Raw genomic sequence first — 15,483 nt, forward strand, 5'->3', positions numbered from 1 at the left:
GGCAAGACAGTTGCGCAAATATGACTTCCAAGTTTTGTATGACTTGGTTGAGTTTGTCTTATGAAACATGTGCATGACAATATAAATGATAGGTGTCGGTATGCAGCCCTCACTAATAACAAGCACTCAATAAAAACTGACAGGTAATTAAGGAAGCTATATGCAAATGAAAATCAACGATGACACTTATGATGTAATCACAAGCAAAGACATTACAAATATTGAAAAAGCAGTCGACAAGTCTGCCTTATCAATGCCGCTCGTGGCTGTATATTGCGGTTCACGCTTGGGCAACGGTGACGTGTATGAACAGGCGGCGCGCGAGCTCGGCAGTGCCTTGGCAAATAATGGCATGGGGCTAGTATATGGTGGCGCTAGTATCGGTCTGATGGGCGCAGTTGCGGATGAAGTAATCAATGGCGGCGCGCAAGCAGTGGGCGTGATTCCAACCTTTATGCTCAAGCACGAAATCGCTCATGAGCAGCTGACTCGTTTGCATTTGACTGACACTATGCACACGCGTAAGACCGTTATGGCAGAGTATGCCGATGCCTTTATCACGCTACCGGGCGGGCTAGGAACATTAGAAGAGATTATGGAAATCGCCACGTGGCGTCAATTGTACCAACACGAAAAACCAATGATTATTCTAAATATTAATGGCTTTTATGACCGTATGATTGAGCATCTAAAATATACGGCTGAGCAAGGCTTTATGAAGCAGCAAGATTTGGATCGTCTGGTGGTGTGCAATACCATCAGCGAAGCAATTGATATGCTACAGACAGTAGTGACCATAGATGATGCTGTGGATACAGAAAAGATGGCTGGTAGTAATCGCTAAGGTATATAAAACTTACCAACCTTTATCAGTAGTAGTAACTGTTAGAATATTAAGACCCATTACAAAAAAAGGAGCAGACAACCAAATCTCGGTTATCTGCTCCTTTATTATATGTATTAACAACCTATCAGCGAATCATGTCTATTAGGCATCAGCAGGCGTGAGATCGTCCAATGCTACTTCACGAATACTATGATTGACATGAGCCATCGCTATCGGGAATCCACGCTGCTCAGCAAGCTCACGTGCAACCTCATCAACCGTGAGGCTATCATTATGGACAAGGTACGACCATTCATGGGCATAGCGGCTACGATTCATAGGCGTATCGTTCTCTATCAAACCTAGATCTGTCAGCTCACTAACTATTTGATCAGCGGCAATCAAGGTCGAGGATGCTTTGACGTTTTCTGCACGGGCATAACGTATATTAGAGTACAAGCTCACATCAGCGACTCGCAGGGTATCATCCTGTCCAGGAATCTGCTGCCCACCGTATAGAGCATTGCCAACAGTTCGCGCGCTGTTAAATGTCGGTACAAACTCAGCGACATATTCAATCGCTTGTTGGCTACGTGCTTGTAAAGGCGCTTTATCCCAACCATCTTCAATATAGTGCACATATTGCTGTGGCAGTTTGGGCTGCGCACTGTCTGTACTTGATGCGACAAGACCATCATCAAACAAAGTAATGGCTTTGCTCATACCGTGAATCTGAAAGTATCCACCAGAGTAGGGAGTAAGCTGCGCCATGCCTTCTGGCGTACCTCGTTGACCATAGACGATAATCTCTGGTATCTGTCCACCAGCATCGCCCCAATGGGTCACATAAGACGATTTGAACTCAACCATACGCGTGACTTCGACACCAACCATATCGTCAATAACACCTGTACGGAAACCGCAAGCATTGACTAGGTAATCAACTTCGATAGACTCAGGCTGAGAGGCGTGTTCTTGACTATGGATCTGTTGATAGTCGATACGCCATTTGGTGACATGATGGTCAGCGTTGGTACAATTTTCACAATCTACCGGCACGACTTTTTGCACAGCAGTTTCAGTAAATACATGCGCATTGTCGTATTCTTCGAGCGCAAGCTTAGCAGAAGCGGCTAAACGAAAAATATTCCAGCCATATTCTTGAACGACAATTAACGGAAATTTAACTTTGTTTAAATCTAGGTATCTAGCGACTGGAATCATCCACTCATCAACCGTACTTGGTACAGCGACTTGCTCACGTTCAGACAGCTCAATCAATTGCTCATGGCTGTAGAGTTGATAGTAATCTTCAGGCTCACCCAATACCTTATTATTAGCATCTTGCTCGATCAATTCTTGATAAGCATCGGTCAAAATGTCTAAACGCGGTAGTAAATCTTCAGGCAGTCCTTCGTCACGTGTCGGTACAGCAAACACCGTAGGACGGACGTCAATAGTGTGCGGATACAAACGCAAAATATCGATACATTGCTTAAGCAGCGCTACGCAATCTTCGTCCGGTATTTCACGGTACAAGTTACCACCTGCATGCAAATGACACATAGGTGGTCCATCAATGAGAGATTTTTTCTTTTCAAACAAATAGGTCTCTAATCCTAACGCAGCAAGTCGAATCGCAATCGTCGATCCCGCAGTACCGCCGCCCAAAATGCCAACGCGCTTTTTAGGTTGAGTGTTTTGTGCCCCATAAGATAACACCCCAGAATGAGCGTCACGATTAAAGGATTGAGCGTATTTTTTATCAAAAGACTGAGTCATTGTCGTCGTTGTATCCTTAATAGCATCTGTATTAGGCCGTGCTCGGTATATGTATCAAATGTTCTATATTTCTTGATATGCGTGCGAAGGTAATTAAGTTCAACACACAAATCTGAACTTCAATAGTCATCTTTTCTATTGTTTAGCCATTCTTCATCTCTATAGGTTTATTTTACGAAGAACTACAGACAATATGATGGGAAATACGTAAGAAGATGCATGAGTTTTGTCAACGAGTCGCTATATGTGTGAAGTTTTTCAGAGAAACAAGTCTGTCTAAAAATAGAGTAAACGAGAGAGGTGGCAAACTTGTGAAATCAAAAACAAGGTCGTTTTATTGTTTTGTAAAATTCGACCACTTTTGTAAGCGTGTATATTGATTATCAAGATAATATAAAACCATATGCTATATTTATTTTGCTTAACAAGAAGTGTCGGTTCTGTTTTGATGACTGTTCAAAATTACAAATGTCAAAATTAACAAAAGGGACAGTCGATAAAGTAAACGACAACAAGCTTATCGCTATAAAAAATACGACTAAAATTACAAGGAAGTTATGATGAAAAATATAATGATGTTATCGGCACTAACAGGTGTATTAACACTAACTGGCTGTACTACTTTAAAAAACGTAGTCGGTAACGATATGTCAGGTACGCATGAAGTACAGGCAACCAGCAATAATACCGCACCAGTCATTAGCAAGAATGGGGTGTTGGTAGATGCTACCAACCATATGACGTTGTATACGTTTGATAAAGACTCTATGAATAAGTCAGATTGCGGTGCAGCTTGCCAAGTTGTGTGGCCAATTTTCAAAGCGCCTAGCGATGCTAAAGCCTCAGGTCAGTTCGCTGCATTTAAGCGTGAAGATGGCAAATATCAGTGGGCAATGAACGGTAAGCCTTTATACTTCTATGCTAATGACACAAAAGTTGGTGACAAAGACGGTGATGATAAACTTGGCGTTTGGCACGTTATCCCAAGTAAATAACAGGTGTTAGATATAAACTAACTCGGAAACGTTAAGATAGAAAAGCAGCCTATCCTCAATTATAGAGGCAGGCTGCTGTTTGTTTGGTTCTATTTTCCACTATCGAGAATACTACCGTGCGTATATTCTCTAATAATAGATGTGACCTGTACTATGTCACATTTGCTAAAGGCTCAACCTGAATGGTCTCTAGCACTTCTTCTTTGCTAGGCTCTTTTTTATATAAAGGAAAAAAGTCTGAAAGCAGATCATTTTCCGTGAACCAGATATCAGCTACTAACTCTGTATATTTTGCTACGTTAACGACGAGTCTATAAGTCTTAAATAGTAACTCTTGCGAGCTAAAGCCTTTTTTATACTCATATAAAGAATCTAAATTGGAGCCAACGCCGCCACCAAGATGTAGTACTTCATAACGGTTCTCTCGTCCCCAATTACGAGCGACATGAGTGATAAGTTTAGAAGGTTGTAGGTGCGTATAGGCGTTCAGCGTGCCACCAAGGTGGAACTGCATAATGCCAGACTCTTGGCAGAGCGTATATATAGAAGACCCAATCGCTTTATCGTCTTGATAGGCAGTTATTAACAGTATTTTTTCTTGAAGGTTTTCAAGCAAATTAAAGAAATAATCATCATCAAAGAAGTAATAATTACTGGCCTTGACGTGTCGCATTGTCTCTTTATAAATGTCTGAAAACACCATGGCGTTCTGTCGGGTCAAGAACTCTGTTTTTGTCACGACATCCATTTTCATGGCTTTTTTGATACCGCGGCGATGTCGATTTTGTGTCTCGCTCCAATGCTCTTCTTCTGACTTACTTAAATCAGACATCAAGGTCAGCCCGTGAGTCAGTGCTTTGCCAACTGTGGGTATCCATTCTTTATTAATAATCGGATGCAACCGCATAAACAAAGACACGCAGCCTCTCTCGCAAAGAAAAGCCCTTATCTCATCTAGTACGATGTCTAACTCGGCATCAGTGAGGGTTTTGTCCATCAACGGGCCACCGTAACCATAAGTGGAAGTAGCATCCCAATGCTCTGAGTCAATGTCTCTAATTATAATGGGTAACAATACTTCTTTATTTTTATAGTGGGCGATGATGCCTTGAGGCTTGCCCTTGTCGATGACAGCTGAGGCCGCAATCCAACCAGATAAGTGGTATATATCAAAATGATGATTTGATACCTTCTTATCCCACTCAGCATCTATCGCTATGTAATCAACTTGTACTGTATCCACGTTGCTGCTCCCTCAGTGTTGCGTTATATATTCGTAAATCCGTATATACGAATATAACAACAAATTATGAAGCCTTCAAGTACATAAAAACCTTTTATGTAAAATAATGAATATATTATTAGAGCGTAGAAGAATCTATAGGAAATAAAAAAGCAGCCTGCCTCTATAAATGAGGGTAGGCTGCTTTTCTCGTTTTTGTCGAAAGCTATTAGAGAGCTATAAGCTTACTTTGATTTTTTTTCTACTAGCTCGCCATCGATTTGGATAGGAACATTGGTCGTAATACCAGCAGAGTAGGCTGTCATACCATAAGCTGCACGGTCTATAGTGCCAGTAGCACGGAAGCCAACGACTGGCTCTTTGGTCAGAGGGCTATTAGCGATTTTGTTTAACGTGACATCTAGGGTTAGTGGCTTGGTTTGACCCAGTAAAGTAAAGTCCCCAGTTACTTTTGCTTGCTGCGGATTTACAAAATTAACCTGAGTAGATTTAAAGCTCATAGTAGGGTATTTTTTAACGTTAAAGAACTCTTCCGTTTTTAAATGTTTGTCACGGGCAGCCCAAGCAGTATCGATACTGTCTGTATCAATGACAAAGTTCAGCTGGGTTTGGTTAGGGTTCTTTAGATCAAATTTAACGGTACCGTCTACATCGCTAAAGTGTCCCATGACCGTAGAAAATCCCATGTGATCAACTGAGAAACCGACACGAGTGTGAGAGTTATCTAGTTGCCACTGAGTCGGCAGTGCAGCGCTTGCCATGGTAGTGATAGAAAGTATTGAGCTGATCAATAGGGCTTTTGTAGTGGTTTTCATTGAATAGTCCTTACATAGTATTAGGGTATTGGTGCTCGCCGATGAACAAAGAAGAAAACATTTTTTGTAAAAAATGAGTAAATATATTGTAGCTATGTGTCCTAGAGTTGCGATAAATAAATAGCGCAGCCAACCTATATTTGGTTAGATTAACTACATATAAAAATGTAATTGATTAATATATCTAACCAAAACATTGTACTGGGTTAACTCATACATCTCAACACTATTTCTCTATTATTGACAACTTATCACATATCTCTATCACAACTGCTCCTTGCGTCTTACGTCAAAAACCGTTAAAATCGCGGTTTAATTTTCCCGCTGGGGAAAGGCTAAGCGAACAGAAGGGTGGTGTTGGGTGCTGGAATAAGCCAGTGACGCAGTTGCCATACTTGTAATGTCCTTAGTGCCTCAGTTACGTATGTCATTATTTGTTTGATACATCATCGATGGTGTTGTATTTAGACGTTGTACATACATCGGACCTAGAGAGTATATTATGCGTAAAGATATCCATCCTAATTACCAAGAAGTTTTGTTCCACGACACTAACGCTGACGTGTTCTTTTTGACTCGCTCAACTGCTAAGACTAAAGCGACTCGTGAATACGAAGGTAAAGAATACCCATACTACCCACTTGATATCTCAAGTGCGTCGCATCCATTCTATACTGGTGAGCAACGTAAAACTTCTACTGAAGGTCGTGTTGCAAGCTTCAACAAACGCTTTGGCGCATTTGGTGGCCGTAGCAAGAAAGCTGCAGACGCTGCTGAATAATTTGCACTTATGGTGTAAATATATTTCGTTAAGCAATAAAAAACCGCTGATTATTCAGCGGTTTTTTATTGCTTAATTTTTTATGATCTAAAAATAAAGCTAACAGTCTATTTAGCGCTCAAACTCAGTAGTAGATGAGTCCAATAACTGAATAGAATCTAGTAACTGAATAATGGTTTCTACGATTTGCTGCGCCCAATAGCCGTACATCAGACTGCTAGGATGAAAGCCATCACTGGCAAACATCACATTGATATCGATAGCCGAGCCATTTGCATGCTCCTCTAGCATCCGTGTAAAGTCGGTTGCCATATACGTAACACCAGCATGAGCCGCACAAACCTGCTGTAATATCTCATCCAGTACCGATGCTTTTGCACCCACAAAGTTATTGAGCGGGGCAGGGATTGCAGGCATTTGCGCCATCGGCGGCAAACTTAAAAAAACCAATTCTCGTACGCCAAATTTACGCTGTGCGATATTGATAATGTCTTCAATTTGCTGTTGCCACTTATGCACAGAGACATTGGACGTCGTGTCATTGACCCCTACGCTTAGCAACATCACATCAATAGACTGCTCAGGAGCCGGTAGGACATATAACCTGCGTAGAATATCAAAGCTGGTATGACCTGTTGTCGCTTGCAATGACCAATTGAGTCGAGCAAAGTTTGCTTGGATAGTTTCGTTTTGTTCCAGTATCGGGATGAGCTTACCGACCAACGCTTCTTGTTGCGTTTGGCTACCCACGCCTGCTGCTGCCGAATCACCGACGACCATGAGGTTAAATGTCTTAGCGTCTCGCGTTGATACTTCATCATTCGCTTGAGGCAGCTCAATTACGCCGTGCCTTTCACCATGTGGTTCAGGCAAGCGAACCGTATCACGCTTGATTTTGCGACCTTGATAGAGGTAGACAGGGGCAAGTAAAACGTCCTTTGCGACCGATGTTAGTTTGCTAGTATCTACCATCCTGCACGTTCCCTAATAGTCGTAAGACTGTCTTCAATTAACAATTTACCATCGACGTAGACATCATGTAATAGATTGTCAGTTGGGTCGCTCATCTGATTTTCTTTGACGGTTGTTAGCTGGCCGCTGTCGTCTTTTACCAGTGCCAATCGTCCTTTTTTTGAGCGCTTAGAGCGGCTGGTCACAGGGTCTTTGTAGATATCTTTCCATGTCCCATTTATAGAGATAGCACTGGCTTTCATTGCCCAACTCATGGTGTCACGATTGACTTGCTGTAATAGCCCGCCACCCATACCGAAGGTGACATTGTCTGCGCTAAATCCTGCTTTTAGTATCACATCAATAATCTTACTCAAGCTCTGCGGACTGATGCCATCGCCTTGAATGACACGCACATAATCTGGCAAGACCTTATAGCCTTTACTATTAGTGGTTGTGCCAAACTTCACTGCTAAGCGCTCTAATGCCTCACGAACCACTTTAGCAGGGTCGCCGCTGTCAGGTCTGATGACCAAGGTGCCACCCATATTTTTGACATCGTCTTTTAGGCTGCCACCCCAAATATTATCAATGGCATTCCACAAATCATAGCTGTCAGACACCACTGAAAAGCTTTTGCCTGTGCCACCGAACTGCTCAATCATATTGGCAAAGGCCTCTGTCTCACCATCGCGGCCCCAGGCGGTCATGGTGCTGTGCTCAGCTGCAGGGATAGAAAATGCAGGCATGTCTTTATCCATTTGATACCAACGACTGGCAGCGACCAATGCCGTCATCGAATCAGTACCTGCAAAATTCACCAAGTGCGCTAAGCTACCGAGCGCGACGGATTCTTGGCTAGAAGCACCGCGCGAGCCAAAATCATGCAGTCGAAAAGTGAGCGAATCGATATTGTCCGCTGACTTCTCTAAGGCTTTACGAATGATGCCTTTGCAATAATGAGAGACGCTAGCGACGGTGGATGGATACCAAATAGCGCGTAGTAGCGCTGTTTCGATATAGCTGGGTAGCCAGTAAAACTCAGGATCGGTGTTGATCACTTGGCAGACTACATTGGACACAGGCACGATACTGCCTTCGGGCACGGCTTGGATACGCAATGGCAAGTAGCCGTCGTGTTTTTCGATCAAATGCTCCCAACCAGCACGATTGAAGGTTAGGCCATGCGCTTGAATCACCTTTTCGGCTTCATCGATATCTTGATGAGTAATAGGAGTGCTTAAGTACTCTTTGATAAAGGCTTGTAGACCAAAGAACACCACATCGTAGTCGCCCTTGCGCGCCTCAATGTAGCTTGACAGATATTCACTACCGCTCGGGTATTGCACCCAGTGTGAAGTCTTATAGCTGTCGCTATTTAAGATTAAGTTGTTTAGATTGCTGGTATACATCACAGAACTCCTCTGCTTTGAAATGCCGCAGCTGCTTTAATGAAAAAGCAGTGGCGGCGGTTGATTGCCGTCTATCGGCGTTGGTATCAAGTTATTAGTGAGATATTTAGTGATAACTGTTTTGATAATAATTTGCTCAAGTAGCTATTAGAAAAAGCTACTAGAAAAGCGATTAGCAGCGAACTATAAGCCAACCATTTTAGTAATAATCGCATAGTGATCTTCAAACATCATCTTCGCATCGAGCTCAGCCAATGGTAACCAAAATGCTTTGGTCGCATCGTCGCCACCTTTTACTTTTGGCAGACCTTTTGGATCGTTTTTGAGCTGAAAATAAAACGCTTGAGTAATGGTGCGACCACGCGCTGAGCGATATGGATCGTCAAAGGTATGTTGGCTATGGCAGGAGCCGCGCAATACTGGCTCAGGCACTTTGAGGCGAGTTTCTTCGCGTAGCTCACGGATACAAGCATCAAACAGCGTCTCTTTTGGATTCAAAAATCCACCCGGCAGCGCCCACAGTCCACGTCCTGGCATACTGCGTCGCTCAACCAGTAGGATGTGCCCCGACTGTACGATCAATGCATCGGCTGTCATAAAGGTCGGCGGGTACGGTGCTGATTCCCACTGTCTTTTGTATTTATCGATGAAGTCTGCTTCTTCATGCAGTTGATGATAATCGTCAGTTTGTTTGAATGCATCGAGGACGTTGCGCGTAGACTCAGGCGTACGCTCAGGTGTTGGCGTAGCACCCATCAGATAGCTGTCACGAATCGGCGTGGCTGATAAGTTATGATAATTGGGCACTGACACAGAGTCCCAGTTGGGGAACAGTGACAGATAGTACGATGAGCTGTCTTTTGAATGACCAATCAAGCCAATATCCGTCTGCAAGTCGCCAGTGACAGATTTTACGCCTGCCTGCACATACTGTAGCCAGCGGGTGTCATTGTAGAGTGCATCATCTAAGCCAACACAGTGAATACGTGCGGCTTCTTCTTCAGAGTAGGCACCTTTAATCATTGCGGCACGCTCAGCGACGCTAAACGGATTGCGTAAGCTACGTGGCAAGTTGGCTGAGCCGATCAGCATAATTACTTCGTCTGAGCGTTTTAGTGCCTCATCGATGACGGCTTTGTGCCCAGCATGAAACGGCTGAAAGCGACCGATAAAGACTAGATAACGGTAGTGTTTACTGCTTTTCTGATCTAGGTTTTGCTTATCTGACTGTTGCTCTGATAATTCACTCATAGACGCCAACTTCCTACGACTTATTTTTATTGATTAAAAATTAATGACGCTAATACTGACACAGCCCATGACTTTCTGACAAGTATAAAGATGTTTTGTTGGATCTGTTAGCTAGGTTGCATTTAGATAGATGAGTGTATTTCCTATAAGGAACAGGGTAATAAATAAAATAATTATGGCAATATATATTGAGAAGTAGCACTTAAAAGTATTTGCTTCTTTGGGCGTTAGGTCGCTTTTATGATCCGCATAAAAGATTATGTGATATGAAGGATTATAAAACAGGACGAGTACATAGGGCGCTTTATCGTAACGATTCATTATTTGCTTGGTCATAGTAAAGTAGTACTGATAGACAATTGCCATAGCAATAGTTAACACAACAAAGGTCATCAGTATTAAAGTGGTCATTATTTACCCTGAGTTCTCGCATGCTTCTCTATCCATGCCGTCACCGTTGGCCAAATCTCTGTAGCAGCATTGCGGCTAACCATAATGCGACTGTGCGTATAGTCATCTAAATCGCCGTTACTAAGCGAGTACTCTCGAAAGATATTGGTTGAATTGTTAAAGCCATCAAAAAACAAACGACAGCCGCAAGTAGGGGATATGAAGGTATCACCTTTTGCGCTAATAGAATAAACAGGAATGGTAATCTGTGGCATATGATGACGATAGTCAACAAAACCATCGCCAGTACTTTTCTGCTGATTAATGCTTTCGTTCATTTCGTCTGTATTCGTCCTGCCTTTATCAAAATTAGCCTTTTTCAAAAAACTACTTCTAAAGTTTTTACGCAAATTCCAATCGTACCACTGAGTCATCGTATAGTAACTTTCGTTAAAAGGGCCTACCTTTAATTGCTTAGCGGGTATGAATCCGACCAACCGAGTAACTATCTTGGCCGTAAGGATTTTCGCGTAGCTGGTCGAGTCCTTTACTGCGCCAAAAGCTTGGCAGGCAAACATACTGATGCTATTGACCTTATCGATATAGCTTGGGTTTTGGACAAGAAACATGGTCAAACCAACACCGCCACCACTATGAGTAACGCAGTGCAGGTTATCGATCTTTAATTCTTCAAAGAAATAACGAAAAGTCGCTTCATAGTCGTAAGTGGCGACGGTCTCAAAGTTGAATTTTTCTTTCGGTAGCGAGCTATCACCATGCCCACGCCATTCCATGATGTAGCAGTGATGACCAAGCCCTGCAAAATATTCAGCGATTTTGAGGCAAGTTTGCTTGTCAGAAAACGTACCATGCGTCAAAAATATGTTTTGCGGTGTGATGTCAGGCAGGCTGTTTTCTGACGTGTTAGCTATCGTATCTTCTTCTGAATTATCAACTACTTTCCAAACGGCAATTTTCTCATCGTCCTTGGTAGTTACTAGGTGCAACGTCCGTGTCATCATAAAAATGATCCTATCCAAAAAATACTTAATCTTTATACAAGTCGATATTTATACAAGCTGATATTTATACAAGACAATTAAAAGCTACCATGCTCATAACGCTACTGCGCAAAACCACTCAAATTATCAATACTACGTCAAAACCAGCTGACTTGCTCGGACTAGATGTGAACGGTATGGCATATCGAAAACGCTAAGTGCGCTTGATAAATGGTACCGCTGTCTTTATATAGAGAATAACTTGGCAGCCTACACAATCATTCAGCGTGTTTATCTGTCCTGGTTTAAATATAAAGTTGCTTTGCCACCTGTTAGCATCATTAAAAAAACCAATGACAACCATTTGCAACGGCCACGGTTCAATTCACAGTAGCGTGGTCGGAATTGATGTGTGATTCAGGTATAATGACTGCTATAGACGGATTAAACTTTATAATCATGTCGACCAATGTCATACAATAATAAATACCAATCATTGCCAGTCTGCATGTCTTACATAAATCGTAAACATTTTAAAAATCCAAATTCACGACACAGTAGCCATAATAGATATAGCGTTTGTGTCATAACGCATAGGAAACATTATGAGTGAGCAAAACCAAGCTGATAACCAACTAGACCAAACTGCTGGCTATGAATCAGCCCTAGATACCGAGCAAGTCGAAGCAAAAAGTAACATCACTATCACTGAGTCAGCTCAAGGCTACTTAGCAGATTTGTTGTCTAAGCAAGATACCGATGGTATCGGTGTGCGTATCTTCGTTGAGCATCCTGGTACGCCGCGTGCAGAGTGCTGCATGGCTTATAACCAGCCGGGCGAAGAAGACAGCGCTGACTTGCGTTTTACGTATGAAAATTTCTCTGCCTTTATCGAGGCGGCGTCAGTACCTTATCTAGAAGACGCGGTCATCGATTATAATAAAGATCGTTTCGGTGGTCAGCTGACTTTCCGCGCACCAAACTCTAAAGTACCTAAAGTAGGCGCTGATGCCAGTGTCGAAGAGCGCATCAACTATGTATTGCAGTCAGAGATTAACCCTGGCCTGGCAGCGCATGGTGGTGACGTACAGTTGCTTGAGCTGATTGATGAAGAAGGCATTGGTTTAACCGCTGTATTGAAATTCGGCGGTGGTTGCCAAGGGTGTTCAGCGGTTGATATGACTTTACGCCAAGGCGTTGAAGTGCAGCTGAAACAGCAAATTCCAGAATTGACCCAAGTGGTTGACGAGACTGATCATACTCGTACAGAGAATGCTTACTACAAATAAAATGAAAAATAGTTAAAAGCAATTGGCTGCTATAAAGGTGGCCATATCTCTAGTATAGATATGCCTGTTTGGTTTGCTGCTTATGAATATTTGTCATGAAGAGATGAGTATTTTGCTATTCTTTTAATAAAGAAGCTGAGTTATGATGAACTCAGCTTTTTTTATTGCTATGATTTAGCAGACAGTTTTTTAAGGTGACTTTGAGCGATACGTCGTTAACAAATCATCTTTTATCAAAATAAAGGAATGTACTATGAGTGACGGATCAGCAGACCAGCAAACAGCCCAAAAATCAGAAACCCACCAACCAGTAACCCCTCAACGTCTTGAGACCTTAGCGATTCATGCTGGCTATAGTGTAGAGCCAACGACCAAAGCAGTCGCCGTGCCTATTTATCATACCAGTTCATATGCGTTTGATAATACTCAGCATGGTGCAGATTTGTTTGATTTAAAAGTCGCAGGCAATATCTATACTCGTATCATGAATCCGACCAACGCGGTGCTAGAAGAGCGTGTGGCTGCGTTAGAAGGCGGTATCGGTGCGCTTGCCGTAGCTTCTGGTATGGCTGCCATTACTTATGCGATTCAGACCATTTGCGAAGCAGGCGACAATATCGTCGCTGTATCAACGCTATATGGCGGTACTTATAATTTGTTTGCCCATGCATTGCCGCGTCAAGGTATCGAAGTGCGCTTCTTTGATCACAAAGACCCAGAAGCCATTCGTGACTTGATTGATGACAAAACTAAAATGGTGTTTGCAGAGAGTATCGGTAACCCACTAGGTAATATCGTTGATATTCAAGCGCTCAGCGATGTCGCTCACGAATACGGTGTGCCTGTCGTGATTGATAATACGGTGGCGACGCCAGCGATATGCCGTCCATTTGAGTTCGGTGCAGATATTGTGATTCACTCATTGACCAAGTATATGAGTGGAACCGGTACTTCAATCGGTGGTGCGATTGTCGATAGTGGTAAGTTTGCTTGGGGAGATTATCCTGAGCGTTTCCCACTGTTGAATACGCCAGATCACAGCTATCATGGAGTAAACTTCGTCAAAGACGTAGGCGCGCCAGCCTTTATTGCCCGTGCCCGCGTTGCGCCATTACGTAATACTGGCGCAGCCCTCAGCCCGCTTAATGCCTTTGGTATCTTGCAGGGTATGGAGACGCTAAGTTTACGTATGGAGCGTCACGTGCAAAACGCACAAGCCGTGGCAGAATATCTGCGTGACCATAACAAAGTTGCTTGGGTGAAATATGCAGGTCTGTCTGACCATCCTGAGCATGAGCTTGCCAAAAAATACATGAAAGGCACGCCTTCTGCTATTCTGACCTTTGGGGTAAAAGGTGGACTAGAGGCAGGGGCGCGCTTTATCGATGCGCTGCAACTGATCACTCGTTTGGTAAACATCGGTGATGCGAAATCACTAGCCTGTCATCCAGCGACGACCACGCATCGTCAGTTAAATGAGCAAGAGCTAGAAAATGCAGGCGTTAGTACGGACATGGTACGACTATCGATTGGTATCGAACATATCGAAGACATTAAAGCCGATCTCGCCCAAGCACTAGCCACTGCTTAACAACAAGCGCTTATTAAGTTGAGCAAACTGTTTAAGCAAGTCTAATATAAACAAAAAGCCCATATCGGTTTGATATGGGCTTTTTGTTTTGCGTCCAACAGATGTGTTTAACGATTAAGCAGACAGTACACGCTGCGCGATATCTCGATAATCCTGCGAGGCAAGACGCGGTCCGAACTGCTGAATAACTTGAGCTGATATTTCGCTGGCAAGACGACCGCATTCTGGCAGACTATACTGCTGCGATAATGCATATAAGAAAGCACCAGCGTAGTTATCGCCTGCACCGTTGGTATCGATGACGTTGGCCACTGCTGGCGTTGCAACGTCATACACTTCAATTTCTGCCTCGTCATTAGGCTGGTGGGCGATTACCGCACCATTGGCACCATCAGTGACGACGGCAATTTGGCAATATTCAAGCAGGGCACGCGCCGCTGCTTTGACTTGTTTTTTATCAGTGAATAGCTTGGCTTCTTCGCTATTACAGAATATCACTGCGACTTTGTTGCCGAGCATATTAAGCAAACCATCTTTGGCAAATTTTACTACCGCAGGGTCAGCAAAGCTCACCGCGATTTTTGCATTATGAATGCCGGCTTGTTGACGTAATTGAGTCATCGCTGGTTGGATGCTCTCAGACATCGCCAAATAGCCTTCGATATATAGCCAATCTGCTTGCGTCAATGCGTCAAAATCAACATTGTCAGCGACAATCTCACTTGAAGTACCAAGATAGGTCTGCATGGTACGCTCGCCATCTTCGGTGACGGCAACCACACATGAGCCGGTCACACCGCCTGCATGGATAGATTTGTCTGAGGTTGCGACACCTGCTTCGTGCAAGTCTCTGAGATAAAATGCCCCTTGATCATCATCACCGACGCGGCAAGCATAAAAAGGCTTACCGCCTAAGCTGGCAAAGGTAAACATAGTATTGGCTGCAGATCCACCGCCTGCTTGTTTTGATGGCTCAATCTCAGCCAGCTTAAAATAAGCCAGTAGTTGCTGCTGCTCTTCAATACCAGCCAGCGTCATATTACCTTTGGTCAGCTCAGTCTCTTCTAGTGCCGCATCTGATAGCACATACTCGTGATCAACCAACGCATTACCTATTGCCATTACATCGTACATTGATTATTTCTCCTCAATTTAT

Annotated in this window: 13 protein-coding genes; 5 read left to right on the forward strand and 8 right to left on the reverse strand. The window is 43.3% G+C overall.

The features are described 5' to 3' along the window. Positions 1-160 precede the first annotated feature (160 nt). Positions 161-844 (forward strand): LOG family protein, encoded by a 684-nt coding sequence (locus tag CXF60_RS08510; protein ID WP_102091596.1) that lies wholly within the window; start codon positions 161-163, stop codon positions 842-844. A gap of 144 nt (positions 845-988) precedes the next feature. Here the strand turns inward: CXF60_RS08510 and CXF60_RS08515 are convergent, their stop codons facing one another. Then, entirely contained in the window at positions 989-2,608 is a 1,620-nt protein-coding gene (locus tag CXF60_RS08515; protein WP_102091597.1) for an FAD-dependent oxidoreductase, read from the reverse strand. Positions 2,609-3,165: 557 nt separating this feature from the next. Between CXF60_RS08515 and CXF60_RS08520 the strand changes: the two genes are divergently transcribed. Next, a complete protein-coding gene (locus tag CXF60_RS08520) occupies positions 3,166-3,603 on the forward strand; it encodes a COG4315 family predicted lipoprotein (protein ID WP_228707084.1) in 438 nt (145 codons plus the stop codon). Positions 3,604-3,754: 151 nt separating this feature from the next. Here CXF60_RS08520 and CXF60_RS08525 read toward each other — a convergent pair whose 3' ends face one another. After that, positions 3,755-4,846, reverse strand: a complete 1,092-nt coding sequence (locus CXF60_RS08525; RefSeq protein WP_145990209.1) for a GNAT family protein — start codon at positions 4,844-4,846, stop codon at positions 3,755-3,757. A gap of 224 nt (positions 4,847-5,070) precedes the next feature. Next, positions 5,071-5,661, reverse strand: coding sequence for a YceI family protein (locus CXF60_RS08530; protein WP_102091599.1), 591 nt, complete (start codon positions 5,659-5,661; stop codon positions 5,071-5,073). A gap of 502 nt (positions 5,662-6,163) precedes the next feature. On the opposite strand from CXF60_RS08530, the gene CXF60_RS08535 reads away from it, so the two are divergent. Continuing rightward, on the forward strand, positions 6,164-6,442 hold the full coding sequence (locus CXF60_RS08535; protein WP_057761772.1) for a type B 50S ribosomal protein L31: 279 nt from the start codon (positions 6,164-6,166) through the stop codon (positions 6,440-6,442). A gap of 111 nt (positions 6,443-6,553) precedes the next feature. Here CXF60_RS08535 and CXF60_RS08540 read toward each other — a convergent pair whose 3' ends face one another. From CXF60_RS08540 to CXF60_RS08560, 4 genes are all read right to left on the reverse strand, one after another. Beyond that, positions 6,554-7,414, reverse strand: a complete 861-nt coding sequence (locus tag CXF60_RS08540; RefSeq protein ID WP_102091600.1) for an SGNH/GDSL hydrolase family protein — start codon at positions 7,412-7,414, stop codon at positions 6,554-6,556. Then, positions 7,408-8,805, reverse strand: coding sequence for a nicotinate phosphoribosyltransferase (locus CXF60_RS08545; protein ID WP_102091601.1), 1,398 nt, complete (start codon positions 8,803-8,805; stop codon positions 7,408-7,410). Before CXF60_RS08545 ends, CXF60_RS08540 begins: the two co-directional genes overlap by 7 nt. 183 nt (positions 8,806-8,988) lie before the next feature. Next, positions 8,989-10,056 (reverse strand): bifunctional nicotinamide-nucleotide adenylyltransferase/Nudix hydroxylase, encoded by a 1,068-nt coding sequence (locus CXF60_RS08550; protein WP_057761766.1) that lies wholly within the window; start codon positions 10,054-10,056, stop codon positions 8,989-8,991. A gap of 410 nt (positions 10,057-10,466) precedes the next feature. Continuing rightward, entirely contained in the window at positions 10,467-11,468 is a 1,002-nt protein-coding gene (locus CXF60_RS08560; RefSeq protein WP_102091603.1) for an alpha/beta fold hydrolase, read from the reverse strand. A gap of 584 nt (positions 11,469-12,052) precedes the next feature. Between CXF60_RS08560 and nfuA the strand changes: the two genes are divergently transcribed. Together nfuA and CXF60_RS08570 are read left to right on the forward strand one after the other, a co-directional pair. Further along, a complete protein-coding gene (gene nfuA, locus CXF60_RS08565) occupies positions 12,053-12,736 on the forward strand; it encodes a Fe-S biogenesis protein NfuA (protein WP_057761762.1) in 684 nt (227 codons plus the stop codon). A 253-nt stretch (positions 12,737-12,989) separates the two neighbouring features. Then, positions 12,990-14,327 carry an O-acetylhomoserine aminocarboxypropyltransferase/cysteine synthase family protein gene (locus tag CXF60_RS08570; protein ID WP_228707085.1) on the forward strand — a complete coding sequence of 446 codons (1,338 nt, stop codon included), beginning with the start codon at positions 12,990-12,992 and terminating at the stop codon, positions 14,325-14,327. Between the two features lie 114 nt (positions 14,328-14,441). Here CXF60_RS08570 and CXF60_RS08575 read toward each other — a convergent pair whose 3' ends face one another. Continuing rightward, complete coding sequence (locus CXF60_RS08575; protein WP_102091604.1) at positions 14,442-15,461, reverse strand: adenosine kinase; 1,020 nt, start codon at positions 15,459-15,461, stop codon at positions 14,442-14,444. Between the last annotated feature and the right edge of the window lie 22 nt (positions 15,462-15,483).

The sequence above is a fragment of the Psychrobacter sp. 4Bb genome (genome assembly GCF_002836735.1).
Lineage (GTDB): Bacteria > Pseudomonadota > Gammaproteobacteria > Pseudomonadales > Moraxellaceae > Psychrobacter.

Excerpts from the sequence above, each read along its gene's own strand:
- CXF60_RS08540 (WP_102091600.1), bottom strand. The coding sequence starts at position 7,414 with ATGGTAGATACTAGCAAACTAACATCGGTCGCAAAGGACGTTTTACTT.
- CXF60_RS08560 (WP_102091603.1), bottom strand. The coding sequence starts at position 11,468 with ATGATGACACGGACGTTGCACCTAGTAACTACCAAGGACGATGAGAAA.
- CXF60_RS08535 (WP_057761772.1), top strand. The coding sequence starts at position 6,164 with ATGCGTAAAGATATCCATCCTAATTACCAAGAAGTTTTGTTCCACGAC.
- CXF60_RS08520 (WP_228707084.1), top strand. The coding sequence starts at position 3,166 with ATGATGAAAAATATAATGATGTTATCGGCACTAACAGGTGTATTAACA.
- CXF60_RS08515 (WP_102091597.1), bottom strand. The coding sequence starts at position 2,608 with ATGACTCAGTCTTTTGATAAAAAATACGCTCAATCCTTTAATCGTGAC.
- CXF60_RS08510 (WP_102091596.1), top strand. The coding sequence starts at position 161 with ATGCAAATGAAAATCAACGATGACACTTATGATGTAATCACAAGCAAA.
- CXF60_RS08570 (WP_228707085.1), top strand. The coding sequence starts at position 12,990 with ATGAGTGACGGATCAGCAGACCAGCAAACAGCCCAAAAATCAGAAACC.
- nfuA (WP_057761762.1), top strand. The coding sequence starts at position 12,053 with ATGAGTGAGCAAAACCAAGCTGATAACCAACTAGACCAAACTGCTGGC.
- CXF60_RS08530 (WP_102091599.1), bottom strand. The coding sequence starts at position 5,661 with ATGAAAACCACTACAAAAGCCCTATTGATCAGCTCAATACTTTCTATC.
- CXF60_RS08550 (WP_057761766.1), bottom strand. The coding sequence starts at position 10,056 with ATGAGTGAATTATCAGAGCAACAGTCAGATAAGCAAAACCTAGATCAG.
- CXF60_RS08575 (WP_102091604.1), bottom strand. The coding sequence starts at position 15,461 with ATGTACGATGTAATGGCAATAGGTAATGCGTTGGTTGATCACGAGTAT.
- CXF60_RS08545 (WP_102091601.1), bottom strand. The coding sequence starts at position 8,805 with ATGTATACCAGCAATCTAAACAACTTAATCTTAAATAGCGACAGCTAT.